Raw genomic sequence first — 24981 nt, 5'->3', positions numbered from 1 at the left:
GCCACCACCGACAGTTTTCGGCGACCCGATAGATTCGGCCCATGAGCGACGCCGCCGTCCGCCCCGCCGACCTGTCCGACGCCGCGGAGATCGCCCGCATCCAACGCGACACCTGGCACGCCGCCTACGAGGACCTGCTGGGCAAGCAGGCGCTCGCCGAACTGGACGCCGCCGACCTCGCCGGCACCTGGACCGAGACCATCGACTACCCCGGCAGCCTGGTCTACGTCGCCACCGAGGGCGAGTTCACCGTCGGGTTCTGCGTCGCCGGCCGCGCGCCCGAAGAAGAGGTCGCCGCCGCCGACGGCAGCCTGCCCGAGGACGCCGGCTCCACCGGCTTGATCGCCACCCTGCTCGTCGAGCCGCGGTGGGGACGGCGCGGCCACGCCGGCCGGCTACTCGCGACGGCCGCCGCGGGCCTGCGGGCCGACGGCGCCGGCCGCGGCATCGCCTGGGTCGCCCAGGGCGACCACGCCACCCTCGCCTTCTACCGGCGGGCCGGCTGGAACCCCGACGGCACGGTCCGCACGCTCGACACCGGCGAGCGGCTGCTCCGCGAGGTCCGGCTCACCGGCACCCTCGAGCTCGCGCTCACCTGAGTCGCGGAAGATCACCCAGCGCAGCACGGCGTACATGAAGACGCCCTCACAGGCGCCCGCGAGCAGCCGTGCGACGTGGTACTCGACGCCCAGCGCCGTCAGTCCCGCGCCCACACCCAGCAAAAACGCGGCGTAATTGACGGCGATCGCCACGATGTAAAGGGCGAGCTGGATTCCGACGGCGGCGTGGGAATGGAAGTTGAACGTCCGGTTCAGCGCGAAGCTTAGCCCGAACGCGCAGCCGTAGGCGACCGTGATCGCCAGCCACACGGGCCAGCCGAGCAGGCCGTGGAAGATCGTCAGCAACCCGAGGTCGACGCCGAACGTCAGACCGTTGATGAGGCAGAAGCCGAGGAACGTCGGAGCCACGATCCGCGACAGGCCCAGCGGCAGTACCCGGACGACGGCCCGGCAGAAGGCGCCGAAGCGGTCAGCGGGCGTACGGGGTTGCTCGGCGGCCACGTCGTCAGCGTTCCAGCGGGAGGTGACCGGGAGCCGTCCGGCAGGTGATCTTCTGGTGCGGACCCCCGGCCGAAGACGGGGGCCAACCCCCGTGTTTCCGGATTTCGAACTGATAACGTGAAGAACGCGAGCGATTTTCGGGAGGTGACACGATGAGCTGGATCCTGCTGACGCTGGGCGTCGCGTTCGGTTCGGCCATCGTGCCGCTGATCAACGCCGAGGTGTTCCTGATCGGGCTCTGCGCGAGCCAGCCCGGCCTGCACTGGCTGTGGCTCGGGGCGGCGGTCGCCGTCGGGCAGATCGCCGGGAAGACGCTGTACTACCTCGCCGCGCGGGGGACCATCAAGCTGCCGAAGCCGCTGCACGACCGGCTGCACCGCGAGCGGCCTCTGACGCCGCGGCGGGTGCGGTGGCAGTTGCGGACGAAGCGGATTCGCGGGTGGGTCGAGCGGTTGCGGGAGCGCTGCCACCGGCACCCGCACTGGATGGCCGGGACTTACGGGGTCAGTTCGCTGGTGGGGTTGCCGCCGTTCATGGCGACGAGCGTGCTGGCCGGGCTGGTGCGGATGCGGCTGGCCACGTTCTTGACGACCGGGCTGGCCGGAAGGTGGATCCGGTTCAGCCTGATCGCGGCTTCCCCTGCGGTGTTCGCCGGGTGGCTGCACCACTGAGTGTGAGTCGAGTGCCTCGGCGGGCCGCTGGGGTGCGGCGCGCCGGTGATGGGAACAGCAAGCGGTCCGGGCGCGCTCGGGGCGGGCAGGGCCGGCCCAGGTGGCTCACCGGGTCGGGCGTCGCCGCGATGTGGGCGAACTCGCGGGACTCACCTCGCCGCAGGGGCGCAGGCCCGACGACGGCAGGCTTGGCGGATGGGGCTCGCCAGGGGTGGGCAGGGCACTGGCGGTGGGCCGCGTAAGGGTTGGCGGGCCGATCGCGCCAGGGGCGGACAGCGCCGCAGGTTCGGGTCGCATCAAGGGCAGGCAGGGCCGCCGATCCGATCACGCCAGGCGTGGACACGTCACAGATCCGGTCGCGCCGGAAGTGGGCAGGGCCGCCGGTTCGCTCGCGCTGAGGGGGCTGGCCCGCGTCACTGCGTCCAGTCCGCCGGCCCCAACGACGCCGCCACGCGCACGAAACCGCGGACCAGCGGGCCGCCGCCGGACTTCGGCCAGGCCACCACCAGGTCGCTCGGCGGGCGGTCCGGTACCGGGACGATGCGCAGGCCCGGTGGGAGCGGCTGGCCGAGGGGCGCGAACGCCGAAATCCCGTTCCACAGCACCGCCTGCAGGCACTCCTGGATCGTCCGGACGACCGGGGCGGCTTCCCGGGGCTCGCCGCCCGTCCAGTAGGCCGCCCACAGCGGGTCCGTTCCGTCCGGGAGGCGGATCCAGCGGCGGCCGGCCAGGTCCGCGGAGAACACCGAAGGGCGGCCGGCCAGGGGGTCATCGTCGCGCAGGACCACGCCGGTGCGGACCGGGCGTAGGACGTGGGTGCTGATTCCCCCGGTGTCGAACGGAGTCCGCGTCAGGGCCACGTCGACCAGGCCCGTGCGCAACCCCGCCGTCGGGTCGGCCAGGTCCGTCTCGTGCACCCGGACGTCGACGTGCGGGTGGCGGTCGCGGAACAGCGCCACCAGGCGGGCGCCGGCCTGCTCGGCGGTGTCCGCCAACGTCCCCACCACCAGGGTCGCCGTGCCCGCCGCCGCGGTCACGCGGTCGCGGATGCGGGCCGACTGGGCCAGCAGTGCCGTCGCCTCCTCGTACAGCACCGCGCCCGCGGCGGTGAGCGTGACGCCCTTCGGGGTGCGGTCGAACAGCGTCGCGCCCAGCTCGTCCTCCAGCCCGCGGACCGCGCGGCTCAGCGGCGGCTGTGCCATGTGCAGGCGGCTCGCCGCGCGGCCGACGTGGCGTTCCTCGGCCACCGCGACGAAGTACCGGAGCACGCGCAAGTCCATACTTCCAGGGTATCGAGCTGACGCAGCCGGTCTTGGACGCCCGATGGCTCGCGGACCGAGGATCGGGGGCATGGACCTCAAGATCGGGTGCTTCCCGTACGACACCACCCGGCAGCTGTTCGAAACCACCACCGTGGAAACCGCCGACACGCTGCCCGAGATCTTCGAGCGCATGATCCGCGGCGGCGAATACGACGTCGCCGAGCTCGGGCTCACGTTCTACCTGCGCCTGCTCGAGAAAGGCACGCCCTTCGTGGCGCTGCCGATCTTCCCCAACCGCGTGTTCCGGCACTCCTGCGTCTTCGTCAACACCCACTCGGGCATCGCCGGGCCGGGCGATCTCACCGGCCGGACCATCGGCGAATTCGGCACCTACGGCCAGGACTCGGGCGTCTGGGCCAAGGGCATCCTCATGGACGAGTACGGCTTCAAGCCCGAGGAGAACCGCTGGGTGATCGGCGGGCTCGACCGCCCGTCGGCGCCCTTCGGCTTCATCCCCCACCCGCACCCGGCCGGCCTCGACGTCACCCAGGCCGGGGACGGGAGGACGTTGAGCGATCTGCTCGACGCCGGTGAGATCGACGCGCTGTTCTCCGCCAACGTCCCGCAGTGCGTGCTCGACGGCTCCCCGAACGTCACCCGCCTGTTCCCCGACTACGTCGCGCGCGAACGCGATTACCACCGCCGCACCGGGATCTTCCCGATCATGCACGCCGTCGTCGTCCGGCGGGACCTCCTGGCCGACGATCCCGGCCTCGCCCGGAGTGTCTACGCCATGTTCGAAGCCGCGAAGGACGCCGCCGCCGAGCGGTACCGCCGCGGGCAGCGGCTCTACCAGGTGCAGACCATGGTGCCGTGGGCCGACGCGCTGGTCGACGAAACGCTCGCCGAGTTCGGTGAAAACTGGTGGCCCTACGGGATTTCCGCCAACCGCGCGACGCTCGAAACCTACCTGCGGTACCACCACGAGCAGGGGCTGTCGTCCCGTCGCCGGCAGGTCGAGGAAGTCTTCGCGACGGAGCTACTCGGCACCTGAGCGCTCGGCGGCTTCCAGCTCCACGGCGGTCTTCATCGTCTCACGCGCCCGGCGGCGGTCACCCGCGATGTCGTAGGCGTACGCGAGCTTGTACCAGGCCCGCCAGTTCTCCTGGTCCGCCTCGACCTCGGCGCGGCGCTGCTCGAACCACGCGTCCGCCGCGTCGCGGTCCACCCGGCCCGAAGGACGGCGCGGCAGGTCGGACACGTCCGGGAGCGCACCCTCGGCGTCCAGGCGGCGTGACAGGCGCTGGATCTGCAGGCCGTTGCGCCAGGTCACGACCACGACCCAGACGCCGAGGATCGGCAGCAGCAGGACGCCGACGCCGAGCGCGATGCCCAGGGGCGTCCCCGAGGCGAACAGCGCGAACGCGCGGTCCGCCAGCAGGACCAGGTACACCACCAGCGCCGCCGTCAGCAGCAGCGCCACGTTGCGGGCCCTCACAGGTCGAGGACGTTTTCCAGGCCGACCGTCAGGCCGGGGCGCGTCAGCACCGTGCGGACGCCGAGCAGCACGCCCGGCATGAACGACGTCCGGTCGAGGGAGTCGTGGCGGATGGTCAGGGTCTCCCCCTCGCCGCCGAACAGGATCTCCTCGTGCGCGACCAGTCCCGGCAGGCGGACCGAGTGGACGCGGACGTCCTCGACCGAAGCGCCGCGGGCACCGTCCAGCTCGGCCGTCGTCGCGTCCGGGCCCGGCGTCACGCCGGCCTCCGCGCGCGCCGCCGCGATCATCCGGGCGGTGTGCGCGGCGGTGCCCGAAGGCGCGTCGGCCTTGCGGTTGTGGTGCAGCTCGATGATCTCCGCCGACGCGTAGAACTTCGCCGCCTGGGCCGCGAAGCGCATCGCGAGAACCGCGCCGAGCGCGAAGTTCGGCGCGATCAGCACACCCAGCGAAGGCTTCGGCTCAAGCAGCGCCCGCAGCTCGGCCAGCCGCTCCTCGCTGAAGCCGGTGGTGCCGACGACCGCGTGGATGTCGTGCGCCACCAGGTACTTCAGGTTGTCCATGACGGCGTCGGGGTGGGTGAAGTCCACGACCACCTGCGCGTCGGCGAGCGCCGCGAAGTCGTCGCCCGCGTCCAGCGCCGCGACGACCTTCATGTCGCCCGCGCTTTCGACGGCGTTCACCACCGTCGCGCCCATGCGGCCCCGGGCACCGAGCACACCGACGTTGATGGTCATGAAGCGATCACCTCGTGGAGGTCGTCAGGAAGGTCGTCGGCGTGAGCGTACGGCCCGACGACCGCCGCCGCCGAGACCCCGCCCGGGCGCGCGAACAAAGTGCGAGCGAGGGCACACACTTCCTCGGTGGTGACGGCGTCGATGCGCGCGACCGTGTCGTCGACACCCAGGTAGCGGCCGTAGTTGAGCTCGGTCTTGCCGATCCGCGACATCCGCGACGACGTGTCCTCCAGGCCCAGCACGATCCCGCCGCGCAGCTGGCCCTTCGCTCGGGCCACCTCGGCTTCGGTCAGACCGTCGACGCCGACCTTGTCGAGCACCTCGCGGATGACGCCGGCGACGTCGCCGAGCTTCTCCGGCTGGCAGCCCGCGTACACGGCCATGTGGCCGGTGTCGGCGTAGCTCGCGACCGAGGAGTACACCTGGTAGGCCAGCCCGCGCCGCTCCCGGATCTCCTGGAACAGCCGCGAGCTCATGCCGCCGCCGAGGGCCGCGTTGAGCACCGACAGCGCGAAGCGCCGTTCGTCGTGGCGCGACAGGGACCGCAGGCCCAGCATGACGTGCGCCTGCTCGGTGTCGTCGGTGTGCAGGGCCAGCTTCGGCGGGGTCTTGATCCGGGCCCGGCCCTCACGCGGCGCGACCGGCGTCGCCGTCCCGGTCAGCCGGTCCTTCAGCGCCTTGCGGACCAGCCGCAGCACCTGGCCGTGGTCGACGTTCCCGGCCACGGCCAGGACCATCCGCGGCAGGGTGTACCGGCGCTTGTAGAAGTTCCGCAGCGCGACCGGCGACATCTCCACGATCGACTTCTCGGTGCCGAGCACCGGGCGGCCGAGCGCGTGGTCACCCAGGACCGCGCTGACGAACGTCTCGTGCAGCAGGTCTTCGGGGTCGTCGTCGCGCATCGAAATCTCTTCGAGGACGACGCTGCGCTCCATGTCCATGTCGCGGTCGGTGCACAGCGCCTCGAACACGACGTCGGTGACCAGATCCACGGCCAGCGGGAGGTCGGCGTCGAGCACCTGCGCGTAGTAGCAGGTGTGCTCCTTCGCCGTGAAGGCGTTGAACTCGCCGCCGACCGCGTCGATCTCCTCGGCGATCTGCGTGGCGTCGCGGTTCTTCGTGCCCTTGAACAGCAGGTGCTCGAGGTAGTGCGCGGCGCCGGCGACGGCCACCGGCTCGTCGCGGGAACCGATGCCGACCCACAGCCCGACCGTGGCCGAACGGGACGCGGGGACGTGCTCGGTGATCACCCGCAGGCCACCGGGCAGCACGCTGCGCTTGACGACCGCACCGTCCGGGGTGGACTCGAGCGTGCGGGTGGTGCCGATGGGCTGTTCGTGCCCGGAAACCTGCCGTGCCATGGGTTCCTTACTCACGATGCCGCGAAGGCCCCCTGCCCGCCCGGGTCGTGGTGTTCAAGGCGGTTCTAACCGTCCTGAACACCCACGACCCGGCACCGCGGATCAGGAGGCCTTCGCGTCGAATGGTGTTACTTGGCGTCGGCCGTCTCGGCGTCGGCGGCCGGCGCGTCGCCCTCGGCGGGCTTCGCGTCGTCCTCCTTGACCACGATCAGGCTGATCTTGCCGCGGTTGTCGATGTCGGCGATCTCGACGCGGAGCTTGTCGCCCACGTTGACGACGTCCTCGACCTTGGCGATCCGCTTGCCGTTGCCCAGCTTGGAGATGTGCACCAGGCCGTCCTTGCCCGGCAGCAGCGAGACGAACGCGCCGAACGCGGCCGTCTTCACCACGGTGCCGAGGAAGCGCTCGCCGACCTTGGGCAGCTGCGGGTTGGCGATGGCGTTGATCAGGTCGATCGCCGCCTCCGCCGACGGGCCGTCCGAAGCGCCCACGTAGATCGTGCCGTCGTCCTCGATGGAGATGTCGGCGCCGGTCTGCTCGGTGATCGAGTTGATCATCTTGCCCTTCGGGCCGATGACCTCGCCGATCTTGTCGACCGGGATCTTGACGCTGGTGACGCGCGGCGAGTACGGGCTCATCTCGTCCGGGCTGTCGATCGCCTCGGCGATGACCTCCAGGATGGTGGTCCGGGCGTCCTTCGCCTGCTTCAGCGCGGCCGCGAGGACCTCCGACGGGATGCCGTCGAGCTTCGTGTCGAGCTGCAGCGCGGTGATGATGTCCTTGGTGCCCGCGACCTTGAAGTCCATGTCGCCGAGTGCGTCCTCGGCACCGAGGATGTCGGTGAGCGCCACGTAACGGGTCTCGCCGTCGACCTCGTCCGAGACCAAGCCCATCGCGATGCCCGCGACCGGCGCCTTGAGCGGCACGCCGGCGTTGTACAGGCTCATCGTGGACGCGCAGACCGAGCCCATCGACGTCGAGCCGTTGGAGCCCAGCGCCTCGGAGACCTGGCGGATCGCGTACGGGAACTCGTCCCGCTTCGGCAGCACCGGCACCAGGGCGCGCTCGGCGAGCATGCCGTGGCCGATTTCGCGGCGCTTCGGCGAACCGACGCGGCCGGTCTCACCGGTGGAGAACGGCGGGAAGTTGTAGTGGTGCATGTAGCGCTTGTGCGTCTCCGGGGACAGCGAGTCGATCTGCTGCTCCAGGCGAAGCATGTTCAGCGTGGTGACGCCCAGGATCTGGGTTTCGCCGCGCTCGAACAGCGCCGAGCCGTGCGCCCGCGGGATCACGGCGACCTCGGCCGCGAGCGACCGGATGTCGGTGAGGCCGCGGCCGTCCATGCGGATCTTCTCCGTGAGGACGCGCTGGCGCATGATCTTCTTCGTCAGGGCCTTGAACGCCCCGCCGATCTCCTTGTCGCGCCCCGCGAAGGCTTCGCCCTCGCCCAGGCCGACCTTCTCCAGCACGGCGGCCTTGACCTGGTCGGTCGCGGCGTCGCGGTCCTGCTTGCCGGCGATCTGGAGGGCGTTCGCCAGGTCGTCGGTCGCGATGGCGGCGACGGCCTCGTAGACGTCCTGCTGGTAGGCCGGGTAGACCGGGAACTCGCCGGTCGGCTTCGCGGCCGCGTCGGCCAGGCGCTGCTGCGCCTCGCACAGGACCTTGATGAACGGCTTCGCGGCCTCGAGACCCTCGGCGACCGCGACCTCGTCGGGCGCCTTGCCGCCGTCGGCGATCAGGTCGAGCGTGTTCTCGGTGCCCTCGGCCTCGACCATCATGATCGCGACGTCGTCACCGACGATGCGGCCGGCGACGACCATGTTGAAGGTCGCCTTCTCCAGCTGCGACCAGGTCGGGAACGCGACCCACTGGCCCTCGATCAGCGCGACGCGGACGCCGCCGACCGGGCCGGAGAACGGGAGGCCGGCGATCTGGGTCGACGCCGAAGCGGCGTTGATGGCCAGCACGTCGTACGGGTCGTCCGGGTTGAGGCTCTGGACGGTGATGACGACCTGGATCTCGTTGCGGAGACCGTCGGCGAACGACGGGCGCAGCGGCCGGTCGATCAGGCGGCAGGTCAGGATCGCGTCGGTCGACGGGCGGCCCTCGCGGCGGAAGAACGCGCCGGGGATGCGGCCCGCGGCGTACATGCGCTCTTCGACGTCCACGGTCAGCGGGAAGAAGTCGAAGTGCTCCTTCGGGTGCTTCGACGCGGTCGTCGCCGAGAGCAGCATGGTCTCTTCGTCGAGGTACGCGACGACGGCGCCGGCGGCCTGCTTGGCCAGGCGGCCCGTCTCGAAACGAACGGTGCGAGTGCCGAACTTGCCGTTGTCGATGACGGCTTCGGTCTCGTGCACGGTGACTCCGGTGGAGTCGGTCATAGATGCTTCTCCTCTTTGGTTCCTTCAGTCGGCGCGAGTCTCCCACCCTGGGACCCGTTTCGCCTGAGGACGCTCGAGGAATGAGGCCGGTCTTCGATCGAAGCCCCCGGGACGCTTCCCGGGAGCCACTACCGAGGACCGGCGGACGGACCCTCGTGCGCGCTCGCGCCGTTCGTTCTCTTTCAGACCGAGGGGGAGCGACCGATGTGGTCACTCCCCCTCGGGGTGCAGCTATCGGCGCAGGCCGAGGCGCTGGATCAGCGCACGGTAACGCTCGATGTCCACCTTCATCACGTAGTTCAGCAGCCGGCGGCGGCGGCCGACCAGCAGCAGGAGCCCGCGACGCGAGTGGTGGTCGTGCTTGTGAGCCTTGAGGTGCTCGGTGAGGCCGACGATCCGCTTGGTCAGCAGCGCGACCTGGGCCTCGGGGGATCCCGTGTCCGAGTCGTGCACGCCGTACTCGGCCAGGATCGACTTCTTCTCTTCGGTGGACAGCGCCACTTGTGTTGCTCCTCGAAATAATCAGTGCCGTGCGGCCCCGGACGCGGAATGGACGCCGGGAAGACGGTCACGGCCGCCACGGACTGCAGCCGGACCCGGTCGTGAGGTTACCAGCCCGCTGAACAGCGGCTTCAGGCGCCGTCCAGCTCGAAGACGCGCGCCACCCGGTAGCGGGGACCTCCCGGCTCGCGCTCGCTGGTGACCAGCGCCACCTCGGCGGCTCGCCAGCTCCGGCTCGTGAAGCCGGCCAGCTTTTCGGTCCAACGCGCGGCGAGCCCAGGTTCTTCCCGGGGGAACCGCGCGAGCGTCAGGTGGGCCGCGTACGGCCTCGCTTCGGCGTCGGCACCCGCGGCGTGCGCGAGCGGCGTCAGCTCCGTTCCGGCGACAGTCAACCACAGCACCCCGGGGAACGTCGCGGCCTTTTCCAGCCGGACGTCGACGCCGGTCCGCCCGGCCAGGCGCCCGGCCAGCCAGGCACCGCGCGCCTCGACGTCGTCCGGCCCGTAGTAGGCCAGCGTGACGTGCCAGCGCTCCGGCGGCTCCCAGCGCAGGCCGGGTTCCGGCTCGCCCACGGCGTCCGCGACCGCGGCGGCGACGTCGTCCGGCGGGAACAGCGCGCTGAACAGGACCGGCATCAGGAGCCGTGGCCCGCCCGGCGGAGCAGGTCGGCGATGGCCGGGAACTCGTCGTCGAGGCGCTTGGCGGCCTCGCCCAGGTCTTCGTCCTCGGCCAGGTCGCGCAGGTACGCGAGGACCTTCGCGTCTTCGTTGACCACCGGGATGTTGTCGCGGCCGACGGTGGGGCGCGAGTCGCGGACGTCCTCCATCGCGGCCAGCATCGCGTCGCGGTTGCCGGCGGCGACCTCGGGCACGAGGATCTTGCGCTCCAGCATGATCATCCTCGCCAGCACGACCGGGTTGCCGATCTTCGCCCGCCGCCCGCTCATCACCTGGCTGAGCATGGGGGCGCTGATCCCGAGGACCTCGGCCAAGAACGCCTGCGAAACGTCGAACGCGACGACGAGCCGGCGCACGCGGTCGCCGAGCGGCTCCCCGTACCACTCGCGCTGCAACGCGATGTTCCGCTGGACGATCTTGTGGTCCTCCACCAGTCCCGCTCTCCCCTAAGCCTTGCCCGCGCACACCGTCCGTGAGCATCTTGCCATCGCCCTCACGTGCGTGAACGCGAAATCCCCTATTCGCCCCCGGTCGGGGCGTCCGGGGGCACCTCGAGTGCCTTTCTCGTCTCGATCACGTCGTCGTCGATCTGCTGGACCAGCCCGGCCGAGTCGGCGAAGCGCACCTGGTCGCGCAGCCGCGTCACGAAGTCGATCGCGACGTGCTGGCCGTAGAAGTCCTCGTCGACGTCGAGGACGAACGCCTCGACGGTCCGCTCGCGCCCGGAGAACGTCGGGTTGGTGCCCACCGAGACCGCGGCGCGCAGCCGGCGCGACGGGTCCGCCGAGCGGGTGAACCAGGCGCTGTACACGCCGTCGGCCGGGACGGCGGCGAAGCGCGGCGTCGACAGGTTCGCCGTCGGGTAGCCGAGCTCGTGGCCGCGGCCGTCGCCGCGCACGACGATGCCCTCCAGGCGGTGCGGGCGGCCGAGCGCCTCCGCCGCGGCGAGGACGTCACCCGCGTCGATGCACGAACGGACGTACGTGCTGGAAAAGGTGATCGACGCCTGGTCCTCTTCGGACAGTTCCTTGCCCTGCAGTTCCGCGCCGTAGGCGGCGAAACCGAACCGGCGGCCGAGGGTGCGCAGCATCGCGACGTCGCCGGCGGCCTTGGCGCCGAAGGTGAAGTTGTCGCCGACGATCACCGCGGCCGCGTGCAGGCGGTCGACGAGCACCTCGTGCACGAACTCCTCCGGCGCGAGCCGGGACAGCTCCAAGGTGAACGGCAGCACGCAGAAGACGTCGACGCCGAGGCTCTCGACGATTTCCGCCTTGCGCCGCAACGTGGTCAGCTGCGCCGGGTGGCTACCGGGGCGCAGCACCTCCGACGGGTGCGGGTCGAACGTCAGCATGACGCTCGGCAGCCCCCGTTCGGCCGCCGCGGCCACGGTCCGGCTGATCAGCTCCTGGTGCCCGCGATGCACCCCGTCGAACACGCCGATGGTGACCACGCACCGGCCCCAGCCGCCGGGGAGGTCCCCCAGCCCACGCCACCGCAGCACGTCGCACTCCCGTCTCTGTAAGGCCCACCCTAGGCGGGCAGCAACACCACCACCGCGCGGGACACGCCTTCTTCGTCGGCGGCCAGCGCGAGTACCCGGCCGTCGGGCCCGAAGAGCCCGTAGGTGCCTTCGAGCCCGGCCGCGGGGATGCGCTGCCCGTGCCGGACCGCCTTCGCCGTGGCCGCGTCGAGGTCGCGCCGCGGGAAGGCGGCGGCGACGGCGGCGTCGAGGTCCAGGCTCAGTTCGGGCGCCTCCTCGAGCTGGTCGAGGGTGCGCGCCTTGGCGAGGGTGAAGGGGCCGACCGTGGTGCGCCGCAACGCCTTCAGGTGCCCGCCGCAGCCGAGGTCCGCGCCGAGGTCGCGGGCCAGCGCGCGGACGTAGGTGCCGGACGAGCACTCGACGACGGCGTCGACCTCGACGTGGTCGTCCTCGTGGCGGATGCCCAGGACGTCGAAGCGGTAGACAGTCACCGGGCGGGCCGGGATCACGACGTCCTCGCCGGCGCGGACGCGGGCGTAAGCGCGCTTGCCGTCGATCTTGACGGCGCTGACCGCGCTCGGCACCTGCTGGATGTCGCCGGTCAGCTTCTCGACGCCGCTCGCGATGTCGTCGTCGGTCACGTGGTCCGTCGCGCCCTCGGTGAGGACTTCGCCCTCGGCGTCGTCGGTCGTGGTGCTGCTGCCGAGGCTCAGGGTGGCCAGGTAGGTCTTGCGGTCCAGCGCCAGGTGGCCGAGCAGCTTGGTCGCGCGCTCGATGCCGAGCACCAGCACGCCGGTCGCCATCGGGTCGAGCGTGCCGGCGTGCCCGACCTTGCGCGTGCCCATGATGCGGCGGGCGCGGGCGACGACGTCGTGCGACGTCATCCCGGCGGGCTTGTCGACGATCAGGAGACCGGGCGGCGGGGCGGGGCGGCGGGGCGGTTTGGGGCTCGACACGCGGCAAACCCTAGCTGCCGTCCCTCGGGGAACGATCAGGCCGCTCAGGCGGCGACGATCGGCGTCTCCGGTAGTGCGGCGTCCCAGCGGCGGCGGGTGATCCGCACCGGCAGCTCCTCGCCGCGCGCCTCGGCCAGGAAGAGGTGGGCGCGGGTGCGGCGCCACCAGACGAGCATCCGGGAGGTGCCGAGCGCGAGGATCGCGACGATCGCCAGCAGCGACAGCCGGAAGCTCCCGCCGGTCCACTGCAGCAGCACGCCGACCGCGAGCGCGGCGATCGTCGTGGCCACGAAACCGCCGACGTTGACGACGCCGGTCGCGGTGCCCACGCGGGACAGCGGGTTGTAGTCGCGGGCGAGTGCGAAGCCGATCATCGACGCCGGGCCGCCGAGGGCGAGGAAGGCGAACGCGGGCACCAGCACCGGCACCGGCACGGTGCCGGGCCAGCTCAGCAGCACCGCCCAGAGCAGCGCGGCGCCGCCGATGTACCCGCCGACCAGCGGCATCCGCAGCGACGGGTGCCGCCCGATCACGCCACCGAGCAGCGGGCCGCCGGCCATCGACCCGAAGACGAACACGGTGAGCAGCGCGCTCGCGGCGGCTTTCGTCTGCCCTTGGCCCTGCACCAGCCACGGGACGCCCCACAGCAGGGTCAGCGCGTTCGGGGCGAACATCGTGCTGAAGTGCACCCAGAAACCCAGCCTCGTCCCCGGCGTCCGCCAAGCCTCGGCGACCTGGTGGGCGAGCTGGCGCGGCCGGACCTCTTCGCGGACGGGCGGTGTTTCGCCGTGCGGCACGTCCCGCACCCGCAGCGCCACGACCAGCGTGTAGAGCACGGTGAGGGCGCCGACGGCGAGGAAGGTGGGCGTCCAGCCGGAGACGTCGAGCAGCAGCGACAGCGGAACGGTGGCGGCGAGGTTCCCGATGTAGCCGACGGCGGCGGTGAACGACGTCAGCAGCGCGTACTGGCGGCCCGGGAAGTGGGCGGCGACCAGGCGCAGCACGCTGACGAAGGTGAGCGCGTCGCCGAGGCCGAGCACACCGCGGGCGAGCAGGCCGAGGCCGTAGGTGTGCGCGATGCCGAGCAGGAGCTGCCCGGTACCGAGGATCAGCACGGCGACGATGAGGACGCGGCGGGGACCGTAGCGGTCGACCAGCACACCGGTCGGGATCTGCATGGCGGCGTAGACGCCGACCTGGAGGACGGTGAAGGTGCCGAGCGCGGCGGCCCCGACCCCGAACCGTTCGGCCGCCTGCAGCCCGGCGACACCGAAGGAGGTGCGGTGGAAGACCGCGAGGAGGTAGACGGTGACGGCGGCGAGCCAGACGAGCCAGGACCGGGCAGTGGCGCGGCCGGTGGCGGGCGGCACAAGGACCTCCAGGGGTTCGGCGGTGTTCGGGGGCGCGGGACGCCCGCGCTGCCGTCCCTACTACTTGTATCGCCTAAGCAACGGCGAAACATAGCCGTTATCCGGGTGGTTTTCGCCACAGGGTCGGGGGCGTCACAGGTGGTCAGGGGGTGTTTGGGTGGGGTCGCTCGGACGGGTGAACGGGCGGGGTCGGCCGGGCGGCGGCGGGTGGGTGCGCGACTAGGGAGCGCCGAGCGACCCGGACGAGTGCCGCGCGGCTGGGGCTGCCGCGCGATCCGAGTGGGCAACCGGCCGCCGAGCGGCTTGGGGTGCCGGGCGACCCAGGTGGGCGGCCGGCGGGGCTCGGGACCCCGGTGCGCCCGGAGCCCGCTGCCGGCGGGTGACGGGTGGGGGCCGCACGGCTGAGGGATCGCCGAGCGACCCGGGCGGCCAACTGCTGCGGGGCTCGGGGCCACCACGCGACCCCTGGGCGGGGCCGAACGCCCCGGACGGCGGGGCGGTCGCCGCGAGGCTCGGGAACCCAATGCGGCCGCGGCCGGCCGCGCGAGCCGCGGCTCAAGCCGGGCGGATCGCTCCCGTCACCGCCCAGTTGCCCGAGCGCCACCTCGCCACCACGAACGCCAAGCGGATCACCATGAACAACGACAGCCCAGTCCAGATCCCCGTCAGACCCCAGCCGAAGCCCAGCGACGCCCAGATCAGCGGCAAGAACCCCAGCGCCGCGCTACCCAGCGTCGCGTTGCGCAAGAACGCCGCATCCCCCGCTCCCAGCAGCACCCCGTCCAGAGCGAACACCACCCCGGCGATCGGCTGCAGCGCCACGAAGAACCACCACGCGTGCGGGATCTCCGCCAGCACGCCCGGATCCGACGTGAACGCGTGCGGCAGCACCCACGACAGCGCCGCGAACAGCACGCACAGGAAGCACCCCAGCAGCAGGCCGTACGCCGTGATCTGGTTGGCCACCCCTCGCGCCTGGCGGGCCGAGTTCGCGCCCAACGCCGCGCCCACCAGCGACTGGGCCGCGATCGCCACCGAGTCCAGGACCAGCGCCAGGAACGTCCACAGCTGCAGCACCACCTGGTGCGCGCCCACCGCCTCCGTCGACGTGCGGGCCGCGACCGCCGCCGCCGAGACGAAGCACGCCTGGAACGCCAGGCTGCGCAGGACCAGGTCGCGGCCCAGGCCGAGCTGGGCGCGCATCACCTTGAAGTCCGGCCGCAACGCCACCTTCTCGCGGACCAGCGCCGCGAAGAACAGCGCCGCCGAGATCACCTGCGCGACGACGTTCGCGATCGCCGAGCCCTCCAGGCCCAGCCCCGCCCAGTACACGAGCACCGGGCACAGCACGGCCGAAATCCCGTTGCCCGCCAGCACGTACCGCAGCGGCCTCGCGGCGTCCTGGACCCCGCGCATCCAGCCGTTGCCCGCCATCGTGACCAGGATCAAGGGCGCGCCGAACAGCGCGATGCGCAGCCACGACACGGCCGCGGACGCGATCTCGTCGCTTCCCGACAGCACCCGGGCGATCGGCCACGCCAGCAGTTGCCCGACGGCCAGCACGAAGAACCCGACGAACAGCGCCAGCCACGTCGCCTGCACGCCTTCGCGGACCGCGTCGGCCCGGCGGCCGGCGCCGTGCAGGCGGGCCGTGCGGGACGTCGTGCCGTAGGACAGGAACGTCAGCTGGCTCGACACCTGCGCCAGCACCACCCCGCCCAGCGCGAGCCCGGCCAGCGAGAGCGCGTCGAGGTGGCCGACCACGGCGGTGTCGACCAGCACGTACAGCGGCTCGGCGGCCAGCACCCCCAGCGCGGGCACGGCCAAGCCCAGCACGCGCTTCGCCGGCACCCGCTCGGTCTCCTCCACGTTCACCACGAACCGGACTCTAACCGCCCCCACCGACAGTTCTGACCGGCGGGAACCGGGGAACTTTCCGGGCCTGCCATCCGACGTCGGTCACGCCACCAGCGGCGCCAAGTGGTCCAGGTGCGGGAGCACGACGTCGGCGCCCGCGTCCGGCACCAGGAGCAGCACGCGCTCCAGGCCCAGCTCGGCGTAGCGGGCCAGCAACGCCGGGTCGGCCGACGCGTTGAACAAGGTCACCGGCACCGGCGCCCGCTCCCGCAACCGGCCGAGGCGGGCGGCGAAGGCATCGATCGTGTCCGCGGTCACGTTCTGGGCCAGCCAGCCGTCGCCCCAGGCCAGGATGCGGTCCTCCACGCCCGGGCCCATGCCGCCGACCAGCACCGGCGGGACGCGGCGGGGTTTCGGCCACGACCACAGCGGGTCGAAGTCGACGAACTCGCCGTGGAACTCGGCCTCGTCCTCGGTCCAGATCGCCCGCATCGCGCGGACGCGTTCGCCGAGCAGCCGCATCCGGGTCCGCGGGTCCGTGCCGTGGTGGGCCATCTCCTCGCGGTTCCAGCCCGCGCCCACGCCGAAGAGGAACCGGCCGCCGCTGAGCAGGTCGAGGGTGGCGACCTGCTTGGCCGTGACGATGGGATCCCGTTGCACCACCAGGCAGACGCCGCTGCCGACGCGCAGCGTGGCCGTCACCGCCGCGGCCGCCGTGAGCGCCCCGAACAGGTCGAGCGAGCGCAGGTACATCCGCGGCAGCTCGCCACCGGGTGGGTACGGCGTCCGGCGCGACACCGGGATGTGCGTGTGGTCGCAGAAGAACAGCGACTCGAAGCCGCGTTCCTCCGCCGCGACGGCGAGCGCGCCCGGCGCGATCCCGTAGTCGGTCGGGAACGCGCACAGCCCGATCTTCACGCGCTCTCCCTCGCTTCCCCATCGGCCACGGCGAGGACCCGGGGCACGAGCCGCGCCGCGAGCCGGTCCGCCGGGGTCCGGGCGTCGAGGACCAGCCAGCCGTCCCGGGCCGCCCAGCGGTCCAGCGTGCCCGTGATCGACCGCTGGTGGGCCAGGAAGCTCTCCCGTGAGCAGGACAGGTCCATCCCGCACTCGAACGGCACCGGCTTGCCGTCCTTGCGCGCCCACGCGTCTTCGGGCGCGATCCGGAGGAAGACCGTGACGTCCGCGGCGGGCAGTCCCGCGCCGACCGCTTCCACCCAGGAAACGTCGGCGCCGTACGCGACTTCGCTCGCCGCGTGCTTCTGCCAGTGGCCGTCGAGCAGCAGGATCTCCCCCGGCTCGCCCGGCCGGTCGGCGAGGGCCAGCGCCGAAGCCCACAGCAGGAACAGCAGCCGGGGCCCGGCCGGCATCAGCGCCGCGCACCGGCGCGCCACCGCGACGTCGCCGGTCAGGCAGCTCGCGTGGGGGTAGCGGCCGGCGTCGGCGATGTCCCAGCGGTCGACGCGGGCCGCCGCGTGGCCGGCGGCGGTGAGCCGCTCGGCCAGCAGCGCCGTCAGCGTCGACTTGCCCGCCCCGTCGGCGCCGACGACCGCGACGACGGGTCCACTCCGGACGGTCACGGGCGCGCGACCGGCGCGACCTGCGGGTGCACCGTGTACCCGGGCTGGACGCGGATCAGCGCGGCCACCGCCGGATCCGCGGGCAGCCGCGGGTTGCGCGCTTCGGCGCCGGGCCGGTCGGGACCGTCCAGCGCGCCGATCGCGAGCAGGCCGTGCAGCGCCGGGGACAGCTCGCCGCCGTCGAGGCCGAAGCGGTCGGCGTCGCGCCAGGCCGCCACGACCGATTCGTCCACGGCGTAGGCCTCTTCGGCGCTCATCAGCGCGATGCCGTCGGAAAACCGCACCGGCGCGAAGTAGGGGCTGCGCCGCGACGTCTCCGCGTCCGCCGGCAGCGGCAGTTCCGCGAGAGGCTTGTCCCAGCCCTCGGTCACGCACCAGGACAGCAGCAGGTTGCCGACCCGGAGCCGGTGCGCCGCAACGGCTTCGACGTCGTCGAGCCCGGCGTCGAAGACCTGGTTGAGCAGCCGCCACAGCTCCCCCGCCCACGGCGCCGTCACCTCGGTCCGGCGCAGCCTGCGGAAGAGGAACTTGGGGCCGACGTAGAGGTCGTCGGCCGCCGCCAGCAGCGCCTCCGCCGCGTTCTCCAGCGCGATCGCGGACGCCGTCGCCGCGGTGTAGCGGTCGCCGCTGAGCAGCGCGCCCCAGACGTCCTCGGCGAAGGCCGCGAAGATGTTGGCGTGCCGGGCGACGAGGATCCGCCGCACGACGTCCCGGCGCAGCGGCGCGAGCGCGTCCTGCCAGGCCGGGGCCACCTTGACCCGGTGCCCGGTGGTCAGCCGGACCAGCGCGTTGAGCACCTTGAACTCGAGCAGGAACTGCTCCCGGTCGGCGCCGGTGGCGGTGAACCGGCTGCCGAGCCCGGCCAGCCGGCGCACCAGCGCACCGTCCAGTTTGGTCACGTGCACCACGACGCCGTCGTGCTCGTAGCCGTGGTCCTGGCCGGGCAGGTGGTCGCCGACGGCGTAGACGTCCACATCGGACGTCCCGTGGCCGAGACCGACGGCGAGGCTCCCGGCCAGGTAGGCCAGTTCGATCTCGCCGCCGAGGCGGTGCTCGACCACGTGCCGGACCGCCGCGATCTGCCGGTCGGTGAAGTACACGTCGGGGACGGCGGGCTCGCTCATCGCGCGTCACCCGCCCAGCGCACCGGAAGCTCCCACACACCGCTCACCTGCATCTCCCTCCGCCAGCGCAGCGCCCCTTCGGGCACCGCGAGTTCGAGTCCGGGCAGTTCGCGCAGCAGGACCGCCAGGCCGGTCTGCAGCTCGGCCCGCGCCAGTTCGGCGCCGAGGCACCGGTGCCGCCCGGCGCCGAAGGCCACGTGCGGGTTGGGCTCCCTGGTCAGGTCCAGCCGGTCCGGGTCGGCGAAGACCTCGGCGTCGCGGTTCGCCGCGTCGGTCAGCGGCACCACGACCTCGCCGCGGCGCACCAACCGGTCGGTCAGCCGCACGTCCTCGGTGGCCACGTGCGGGGTCCCGCCGCCGGTGGTGAACGACGTCCAGCGCAGCATCTCCTCGATCGCCCGGTCGAGCGCCGCCGGTTCGCCCACCAGGGATTCCCAGCGGGCGCGTTCGGTGAGCAGCAGGTAGACGCAGGACGCGAGCTGGTTGCTCGTCGACTCGTAGCCCGCGACGAGCAGGCCGGCGCTCATCACGATCGCTTCCTCGCGCGAGAGCTCCCCCGCCCGGCCGGGCACCGGGGCGAGGTCGGCGATGATGCCGTCGCGGGTGTCCCCCGCCCAGATTTCGTCGACCAGCGCGGTGAAGTACTCGTGCATCGCGCGGTGCCCCTCGGCGACCTCTTCGGGCGAGGCGTGGCCGCGCGACATCATCGCGTTCACCCAGGGCCGGAACCGGCCCCGGTCCGCGGCCGGCACCCCGAGCAGGTCGCTGATCACCGCGAGGGTGAACGGCACCGCGAACTCCTCGACGAGTTCCGCTTCGGTGCCCCGCGCCCGCAGCCCGGCGACCAGCTCGGCCGCCAGCGCGGCCAGGCCCGGGCGCGCGGCCTCGGCCTGCCGCGCCGTGAAGCCGGCCGCGACCGTGCGGCGCCGCCGGGTGTGCACCGGCGGATCGGTCAGCAGCAACGCGAGCGACCCGGCCTCCCGGTCGAACAGGGCCCCGTGGGCCTCGCGGCTGAACCGCGGGTCGCCGAGCACGGTCCGCACGTCGGCGTGCCGCGTGACGAGCACCGCGTGCCGGCCGCCCGCCAGCGTCACCGGGCACAACGCGCCGGCACCGAGGATTTCCCCGTACTCCACCGGCGGTTCGAGCCCGGGACCTTCGGTGAACGGGAATTCGGGCGCGCTCACGCCGCCTCCTCCTCGGTGTGCAGCAGCCGGACCGTGCCGGCCGCGCCGTCCAGTTCGATCCACCCGCCGTCGGCGATGGCGGTGGTGGCACCGGGTACCGCCACCACGGTCGGGATCCCCAGCAGCCGCCCGGTGATGGCGGTGTGCGACAGCAGGCTGCCGCGTTCGACGACGATGCCCTTCGCCGCGGTCATCAGGTACAGCCAGCCGGGATCGGTCTCGCGGGCGACGAGGATGCGGTCCCGGCAGTCCTCGACCGGGGCGGTCGGGTCGAGCACGACCGCCGCCCGGGCCCGGACGACGCCGCGGCTGGAGGCCAGTCCCCGCAGGACGTCACCCGGCGGCGGGCCGCTGCGGGCGGCGTCGCGCCCAGGCCCGTCCGGCGAGAGGTAGCCCGGCGGCGCGGGTTTCCCTTGCCAGGCTTCGAGTTCCGCCCGGCGCCGGGCGGCGAGGTCGGCGAGCCCGGCCGTGCCGCCGGTGCCGTCGACGGCACCGAGGACCTCTTCGACCCGCAGGTGCACGACGTCGCCGGCGTCGGCGAGCCGGCCGTCGGCGGCCAGGACGTCACCCAGCCGGTAGAGGATGTCCCGGCTGAGGCCGTAGAGCTGGCTGCGGCACAACCGGGTGTCCTCCCGCGCCTTGACGAACCGCCGCAGCACCCGGACGCAGAGCCCGAGCGCGATCCGGCGCACCGGGCTCGAGCAGGCCCGGCGCAGCCGCCGGACGCCGTCACGGCGGGCGTTGCGCTCCGCGGTGCGGTTGCCCTCGGCGGTCTCGCCGCTGGCCACCAGCGGCCGCAGCACGCCGATCAGCCGCCACGGGTCCTGGCGCGGCGTGCGGACCTCGAGCTTCAGGTCGTGCACGGTCCGGTCGCCGTACCGGCGCAGGTGCTCGGCGAACGCCTCGGCGACGTCGTCCCCGAAGCGGCCGGCGACGATCCCGTCGTGCACCTCCCGGTCGGTCCCGGCCGCCAGCGCCGCCGTCAGCCGCGGGTCGTGCCGGAACCGGGTGGCCAGCCGCAGCGCCGAGCGCAGGGCCAGCAGCGAGCGGTTCTCCGGGCCGCCGGGCAGCAGCCCCACGAGCAGCGCCGGGTCGCCGGTGGTCCAGCGGGACAGCAGCCGCTGCGTCAGCGTCAGGCAGCCGAGCAGGAAGTAGCCGTTGAGCAGGGTGACCGGCCACTGCCCGGCGAACTCCGCCCAGATCCGGCGGTAGCGGCGGACCAGTTCCGCCGGCGGGAGGCCGTCGAGTGGCCCGGTGGTCGCGGCGAGGTCGTCCCACCACGTCAGGAACCGGCGCACGGCGAGCGGGTGCCCGAGCAGGCTCGCGACCGCGCGGGGCAGCGCGCGCACCGTCCGCAGCCGGCCGTCGCGCGGCAGCGGCGGCGCCTCGTCGAGCTCGTCGCCGGACAGGCCCAGCGTCCGCTGCCAGGTCGGGCGCAGCAGCCCCCAGCCGGGCATCATCGCGTGCAGCCGGTACCAGGCGTCGAGCTGGTAGTACACGCGCCCGTCGAGCAGCCCGATCATCCGCGCGAGGTCGCCGGCGTGCCGGTGCCGCAGCCGGGCGGGCACGCCGATCCGGCGGTAGAACCCGCGGAAGCAGACTTCGTAGAACTCCTGGGCCTGCGAGTAGGTGAGCGCGCAGGTGACGCCCGGGAAGCTCTCGGTCAGGTTGTGGTTGGTCCAGATGACGTCGGACGCCGGTCCGGGGTCCGGCTCCGGCTCGGTGAAGACGATCGGGCGGGCCTGGACCAGTTCGATCGTCCCGTCCGCCGTCAACGCGCCCTCGATGTCCTGCGGGGCACCGAAGTGCTCGGCCACCCGCTCGGCGAGCACGCCGATCTCGCGCACCTCGGCGTCGGTCAGCACCGGCGCCGCGACGAGCCCGACCGGGACGCCGGCCAGCAGCGGCGCACCCGAGCGAGCGGGATCGGGCACGACCATGCGGTGCTTCGGGACGACCGTGCGCGACACGTGGCCGGCCGCGGGGTCGTGCACGAAGTGGTCGACGTCGGCGAGTTCCTGGACGACGCCTTCGCCCAGCCCGTACGCGGCCGCGATCAGGTGCTGCGCGGCCCCGGTGCGCGGATCCCGGCTGAACGCGACGAACGAGCGTTCCGCCCGCACCATGCGCTGCACGCCGACGGCGACCCGCGCCGCGCCCGGGTCCGCACCGCGCAGCCGCCGGTAGGCCACCGCCCGGTCGGTGAACGCGGACGCCCAGCACTCGGCGACCCGGGCGAGCAGCGCCGCGCGGCCGACGTTGAGGAAGCTGTCGCTCATCCCGGCGAACGGGTCGGCCGCGCTGTCTTCCCCGTCGCCGACGACGCAGGCGCGCACGGCGACCACGCCGTCCGGGCCGGCGAGCCGGTCGAACGCCGCCAGCAGCGTCCCGGCCAGCGGCTCCGGTACGCCGTGGCCGAGCAGCGCCCGCCGCCGGGCGGCGGGCTCGCCGTCCGGCACCCGGGCGAGGGCGGCGTCGAACGCCTCCACCGGGACGCAGAAGAACTCGGGGACTGCGAACCCCGCGGCGCGGAGCTCGGCCTGGCGGGCGAACTTGTTCCCGACGACGCCGGGGTCGGTCAGCCGCGGGCCGTCGTGGAGGAGGTCCACGGTCACCACACCCCCGGGACCAGCCGGGCGCGGCCGGCGGCGAACGCGGGGTACCCCGGGACGTCGAAGAGCATCCGCTCCTCGACGCGGATCCGCCACACCAGCGCCCCGGCGAGCACCACGAGCGCGACGGCGCCGGGCACGGTGAACAGGTAGGCGGTGTACCCGGCGCTGGCCGCCAGCATCCCGGTGTAGGCCGGGTGGCGGACCGCGCGGTACGGCCCGGTGGTGACGACTTCGTGGCCGTCGTGGCGCAGCACGCGGTGGGTGTAGAACCGGCCGAGCTCGCCGATCGCCCGCAGCCGCAACGCGATCCCGCCCAGGAACAGCGCGGCGGGCGCCAGCGCCCACCACAGCGGGCCCCCGGCCCACGGCAGCGGGCCGAGCGCGCCGGCGACGACGACCACCGTGCGCGCGAAACCGTAGGGCAGCACGGTCGGGTCGGGCGGCGAAGTGCCGTTAGGAGTGAAGGTGATCCGGGATTCCGCGACGATCCAGACCAGGTGGACCAGCACGAACCCGGCGGCCACCGCGGACCGCGGGTCGGCGGCCGAGAGCAGGCGCAGCACGAGGCCCGCGCCGAGGCCGCCGACGATGACGAAGTACAGGAGCCGGGGAACCTGGTTCACCCGCACGAGGCCGATCACGCGGCGGCCTCCCCGGCCAGGCGGCCGCGGGCGGCGCGGAACCGCTCGTACGCGGCGGCGCTGACGGTGACGGCGACGTAGTCGAACCGGCCGGCCACCACGCCGTCGGCGTCGAGCAGGTCGAACGAGACGTCCAGCTTGCTGCGCTTGACCGGCTCGCGGACCCAGCGGAACGAGTACGCCGGGCTCGGCGGCGACGCCGGCAGGTCGGCGTGGAAAGCCGTCCACAGCACCGTGGTGCCGTAGGACCAGCCCGCCGCCCAGTGCTCCAGCACGGTGAAGAACTGCCGGCTCGACTCGATCAGGCTGCGCGCCGAGAAAGCGGGACCACCGTGGTCGAGGTAGTGCCCCGGCCGGGGCGGCACGGCGGGCGCGGTGACCTCGTCCCCGGCGTCGGCCGGAACGCCGAGCACGATGTTGTCCTCGTCGACGCGGTGGACGAGGTCCTGGGGGCACAGCGAGTCCCGCGTGTCCCCCGGTTGCGGGGCGGTGGCCGGCCGGCCGAGGCCCGCGACCCGGCGCAGGGTGCCGGCGCAGATGTCCGCGTCGGCCTGCTGGGCCAGCAGCGACCACTGGCCGGGCACACCCGGTGCCGGGGCCAGGCCGAGTTCGACCGGGCCGGACAGCGTCCCCATCGCCGGGAAGCGCAGGTCGAGCAGCAGCCGCTCGGCCCCGCCCGCCGGCCCGGTCACCGATTCCGCCAGGTCGAGCAGGCCGCAGATGGTCAGCGAGCCGGGCACGTGGTCCAGCGGGTGGTCGAAGAAGAAGGGGTGTTCCCGCGGCACGGTCAGTCCCGCGGTCCACCCTGGACCCGTTTTCCGCACCGGCCCGGTCAGCGGCTTCGCTTCGCTCATGCGCGCCTCCTTCGTTCCCAGCCGGACACGACCGGCTGGCAACGAAGCATCGCGCGTGATCGCGGCGGGGTTTGCTCCCCGATTGCGGCGAGCGCGCAACGAAGTGCCGAACTCCCGGACGGGCAGTGCGTTCCGCACGAAACCGTCCGCCGGGCGTGCGGCTAGAGCAGCGGCGCCCGCTCCAGCGCGGCGCGCAGTCCGGCGAGGACCTCCTCGGCGGTGCCCGGGATCGTGCAGCCCGCGGCCTGGCGGTGCCCGCCGCCGCCGAACTCCGCGGCGACCGCCGAGACGTCGATCCCGATGGAGCGCAACGAGATCTGCCACTGCGCCGGGTTGGTCGGGTCCTGTTTGAGCACGGCGGCGACGGCGGCTTCGCGTACCGAGCGGATGACGTCGATGACCGACTCGACCTCTTCCCCGCGCACGGTGGCGGCCGCGTCGAGCCGCACCACCGCGTGCACGAAACCCTTGCCCTGAGCGGCTTCCGGTTCGAGCCGGGCCTCGTTCAGCACGGACGACAGCATCGGCAGCCACGCGAACGGGCGCTCGTCGACGATCCGCCGCACGACCGCTTCGGCGTCGACGCCCGCTTCCAGCAGCCGCGCCGCCATCCGGTGCGTCTCCGGGCTCGCCCGGCGGAACCCGCTGGTGTCGGTGACGATCCCGGCGTAGATCCCGCGCGCGATCGGCTCGTCCAGCGCGGCGCCCAGTGCGTCCAGGATGCGGAACACCAGGATCGCGCTGGCCTCGGCCGATTCGTCGACGACGTGGCAGGTGCCGTAGTAGGTGTTCGTGGCGTGGTGGTCGACCACCAGCACGGCGCCGGCGGCTTCGACGCGCCCGGCGAGCCGGCCCAGCCGCTTCGGCGCCGGCGTGTCGACGCAGATCAGCAGCGGTTCGGAGGCGGGGAGGTCGTCCGGGTGGGTCAGCAGGCCGTCCTCGTCGAGCCACCGCAGCGTTTCGGGCGCCTCGTCGGGCTCGCCGAAGGAGACGCGCACCTTGACGCCCCGCTGCACGAGGGCCCGGCCGAGGGCGAGCGCGCTGCCCAGCGCGTCCGCGTCGGGGCGGACGTGGCCGAGGATCGTCACGTCGGTGGCCGCGGCGAGCAGCGCCACCGCGTCCCGGATGTCCTGCGCCGAAGTAGGGGTCACGGTGCGTCACGCTACGC

At 73.1% G+C, this 24981-nt stretch carries 23 protein-coding genes and 1 pseudogene; 3 read left to right on the top strand and 21 right to left on the bottom strand.

What is annotated here, in order from left to right:
- The first annotated feature begins 41 nt into the window (after positions 1–41).
- Positions 42–599, top strand: coding sequence for a GNAT family N-acetyltransferase (locus AB0B33_RS11980; protein WP_247021115.1), 558 nt, complete (start codon positions 42–44; stop codon positions 597–599).
- Between the two features lie 18 nt (positions 600–617).
- Here the strand turns inward: AB0B33_RS11980 and AB0B33_RS11975 are convergent.
- Positions 618–968 (bottom strand): annotated as a pseudogene (locus AB0B33_RS11975) (GtrA family protein); the annotation flags it as partial.
- A gap of 245 nt (positions 969–1213) precedes the next feature.
- Between AB0B33_RS11975 and AB0B33_RS11970 the strand changes: the two are divergent.
- Positions 1214–1732, top strand: a complete 519-nt coding sequence (locus AB0B33_RS11970) for a hypothetical protein (protein ID WP_360769998.1) — start codon at positions 1214–1216, stop codon at positions 1730–1732.
- A gap of 413 nt (positions 1733–2145) precedes the next feature.
- Here AB0B33_RS11970 and AB0B33_RS11965 read toward each other — a convergent pair whose 3' ends face one another.
- On the bottom strand, positions 2146–3012 hold the full coding sequence (locus tag AB0B33_RS11965) for a LysR substrate-binding domain-containing protein (RefSeq protein ID WP_360769995.1): 867 nt from the start codon (positions 3010–3012) through the stop codon (positions 2146–2148).
- Positions 3013–3082: 70 nt separating this feature from the next.
- Between AB0B33_RS11965 and AB0B33_RS11960 the strand changes: the two genes are divergently transcribed.
- Positions 3083–4048, top strand: a complete 966-nt coding sequence (locus tag AB0B33_RS11960) for a 4,5-dihydroxyphthalate decarboxylase (protein WP_360769993.1) — start codon at positions 3083–3085, stop codon at positions 4046–4048.
- Here AB0B33_RS11960 and AB0B33_RS11955 read toward each other — a convergent pair.
- The 19 genes from AB0B33_RS11955 to AB0B33_RS11865 all read right to left on the bottom strand — a co-directional run bounded on the left by AB0B33_RS11955 (position 4034) and on the right by AB0B33_RS11865 (position 24964).
- On the bottom strand, positions 4034–4492 hold the full coding sequence (locus AB0B33_RS11955) for a hypothetical protein (RefSeq protein WP_247021108.1): 459 nt from the start codon (positions 4490–4492) through the stop codon (positions 4034–4036). The genes AB0B33_RS11960 and AB0B33_RS11955 overlap by 15 nt on opposite strands.
- Positions 4489–5229: a 4-hydroxy-tetrahydrodipicolinate reductase gene (gene dapB, locus AB0B33_RS11950; RefSeq protein ID WP_360769990.1), complete on the bottom strand. Its 741-nt coding sequence runs from the start codon at positions 5227–5229 to the stop codon at positions 4489–4491. Before dapB ends, AB0B33_RS11955 begins: the two co-directional genes overlap by 4 nt.
- On the bottom strand, positions 5226–6590 hold the full coding sequence (locus tag AB0B33_RS11945; RefSeq protein WP_247021105.1) for a pitrilysin family protein: 1365 nt from the start codon (positions 6588–6590) through the stop codon (positions 5226–5228). The genes dapB and AB0B33_RS11945 overlap by 4 nt, the downstream gene beginning before the upstream one ends.
- Before the next feature lie 128 nt (positions 6591–6718).
- Positions 6719–8971 (bottom strand): polyribonucleotide nucleotidyltransferase, encoded by a 2253-nt coding sequence (locus AB0B33_RS11940; RefSeq protein ID WP_247021103.1) that lies wholly within the window; start codon positions 8969–8971, stop codon positions 6719–6721.
- Positions 8972–9202: 231 nt separating this feature from the next.
- Positions 9203–9472: a 30S ribosomal protein S15 gene (rpsO, locus tag AB0B33_RS11935; RefSeq protein ID WP_003084034.1), complete on the bottom strand. Its 270-nt coding sequence runs from the start codon at positions 9470–9472 to the stop codon at positions 9203–9205.
- A gap of 131 nt (positions 9473–9603) precedes the next feature.
- A complete protein-coding gene (gene thpR / locus AB0B33_RS11930; protein WP_360769986.1) occupies positions 9604–10107 on the bottom strand; it encodes an RNA 2',3'-cyclic phosphodiesterase in 504 nt (167 codons plus the stop codon).
- Complete coding sequence (locus AB0B33_RS11925) at positions 10107–10580, bottom strand: helix-turn-helix transcriptional regulator (protein WP_086851932.1); 474 nt, start codon at positions 10578–10580, stop codon at positions 10107–10109. The genes thpR and AB0B33_RS11925 overlap by 1 nt, the downstream gene beginning before the upstream one ends.
- A gap of 86 nt (positions 10581–10666) precedes the next feature.
- The gene (locus AB0B33_RS11920) at positions 10667–11650 is read right to left on the bottom strand and encodes a bifunctional riboflavin kinase/FAD synthetase (RefSeq protein ID WP_247021098.1); all 984 of its coding nucleotides are present in this window, start codon (positions 11648–11650) and stop codon (positions 10667–10669) included.
- 29 nt (positions 11651–11679) lie between these two features.
- Entirely contained in the window at positions 11680–12585 is a 906-nt protein-coding gene (gene truB, locus AB0B33_RS11915) for a tRNA pseudouridine(55) synthase TruB (protein ID WP_360769982.1), read from the bottom strand.
- Between the two features lie 44 nt (positions 12586–12629).
- Positions 12630–13955 carry an MFS transporter gene (locus tag AB0B33_RS11910; protein WP_247021096.1) on the bottom strand — a complete coding sequence of 442 codons (1326 nt, stop codon included), beginning with the start codon at positions 13953–13955 and terminating at the stop codon, positions 12630–12632.
- A gap of 555 nt (positions 13956–14510) precedes the next feature.
- Complete coding sequence (locus AB0B33_RS11905; RefSeq protein ID WP_247025051.1) at positions 14511–15830, bottom strand: MATE family efflux transporter; 1320 nt, start codon at positions 15828–15830, stop codon at positions 14511–14513.
- A gap of 84 nt (positions 15831–15914) precedes the next feature.
- Positions 15915–16730, bottom strand: coding sequence for an LLM class F420-dependent oxidoreductase (locus tag AB0B33_RS11900; protein WP_360769978.1), 816 nt, complete (start codon positions 16728–16730; stop codon positions 15915–15917).
- On the bottom strand, positions 16727–17392 hold the full coding sequence (locus AB0B33_RS11895) for a thymidylate kinase (protein WP_360769975.1): 666 nt from the start codon (positions 17390–17392) through the stop codon (positions 16727–16729). The genes AB0B33_RS11900 and AB0B33_RS11895 overlap by 4 nt, the downstream gene beginning before the upstream one ends.
- Complete coding sequence (locus AB0B33_RS11890) at positions 17389–18516, bottom strand: hypothetical protein (protein ID WP_360769972.1); 1128 nt, start codon at positions 18514–18516, stop codon at positions 17389–17391. Before AB0B33_RS11890 ends, AB0B33_RS11895 begins: the two co-directional genes overlap by 4 nt.
- Entirely contained in the window at positions 18513–19703 is a 1191-nt protein-coding gene (locus AB0B33_RS11885) for a cytochrome P450 (RefSeq protein WP_360769969.1), read from the bottom strand. The genes AB0B33_RS11890 and AB0B33_RS11885 overlap by 4 nt, the downstream gene beginning before the upstream one ends.
- Positions 19700–22312: a PEP/pyruvate-binding domain-containing protein gene (locus AB0B33_RS11880; protein WP_360769967.1), complete on the bottom strand. Its 2613-nt coding sequence runs from the start codon at positions 22310–22312 to the stop codon at positions 19700–19702. The genes AB0B33_RS11885 and AB0B33_RS11880 overlap by 4 nt, the downstream gene beginning before the upstream one ends.
- A 2-nt stretch (positions 22313–22314) precedes the next feature.
- Positions 22315–22959 carry an isoprenylcysteine carboxylmethyltransferase family protein gene (locus AB0B33_RS11875; protein WP_360769964.1) on the bottom strand — a complete coding sequence of 215 codons (645 nt, stop codon included), beginning with the start codon at positions 22957–22959 and terminating at the stop codon, positions 22315–22317.
- Positions 22956–23813, bottom strand: a complete 858-nt coding sequence (locus AB0B33_RS11870; protein WP_360769961.1) for a hypothetical protein — start codon at positions 23811–23813, stop codon at positions 22956–22958. Before AB0B33_RS11870 ends, AB0B33_RS11875 begins: the two co-directional genes overlap by 4 nt.
- Positions 23814–23974: 161 nt before the next feature.
- Positions 23975–24964, bottom strand: a complete 990-nt coding sequence (locus tag AB0B33_RS11865; protein ID WP_360769958.1) for a bifunctional oligoribonuclease/PAP phosphatase NrnA — start codon at positions 24962–24964, stop codon at positions 23975–23977.
- Positions 24965–24981: the final 17 nt, after the last annotated feature.

The sequence above is a fragment of the Amycolatopsis sp. NPDC049159 genome (assembly GCF_040648295.1).
In the GTDB taxonomy this organism is placed as follows: Bacteria; Actinomycetota; Actinomycetes; order Mycobacteriales; family Pseudonocardiaceae; genus Amycolatopsis; species Amycolatopsis pretoriensis_A.
Note: the sequence above shows the minus strand (reverse complement) of the source record. Positions and strands in the feature narration are given on the sequence as shown.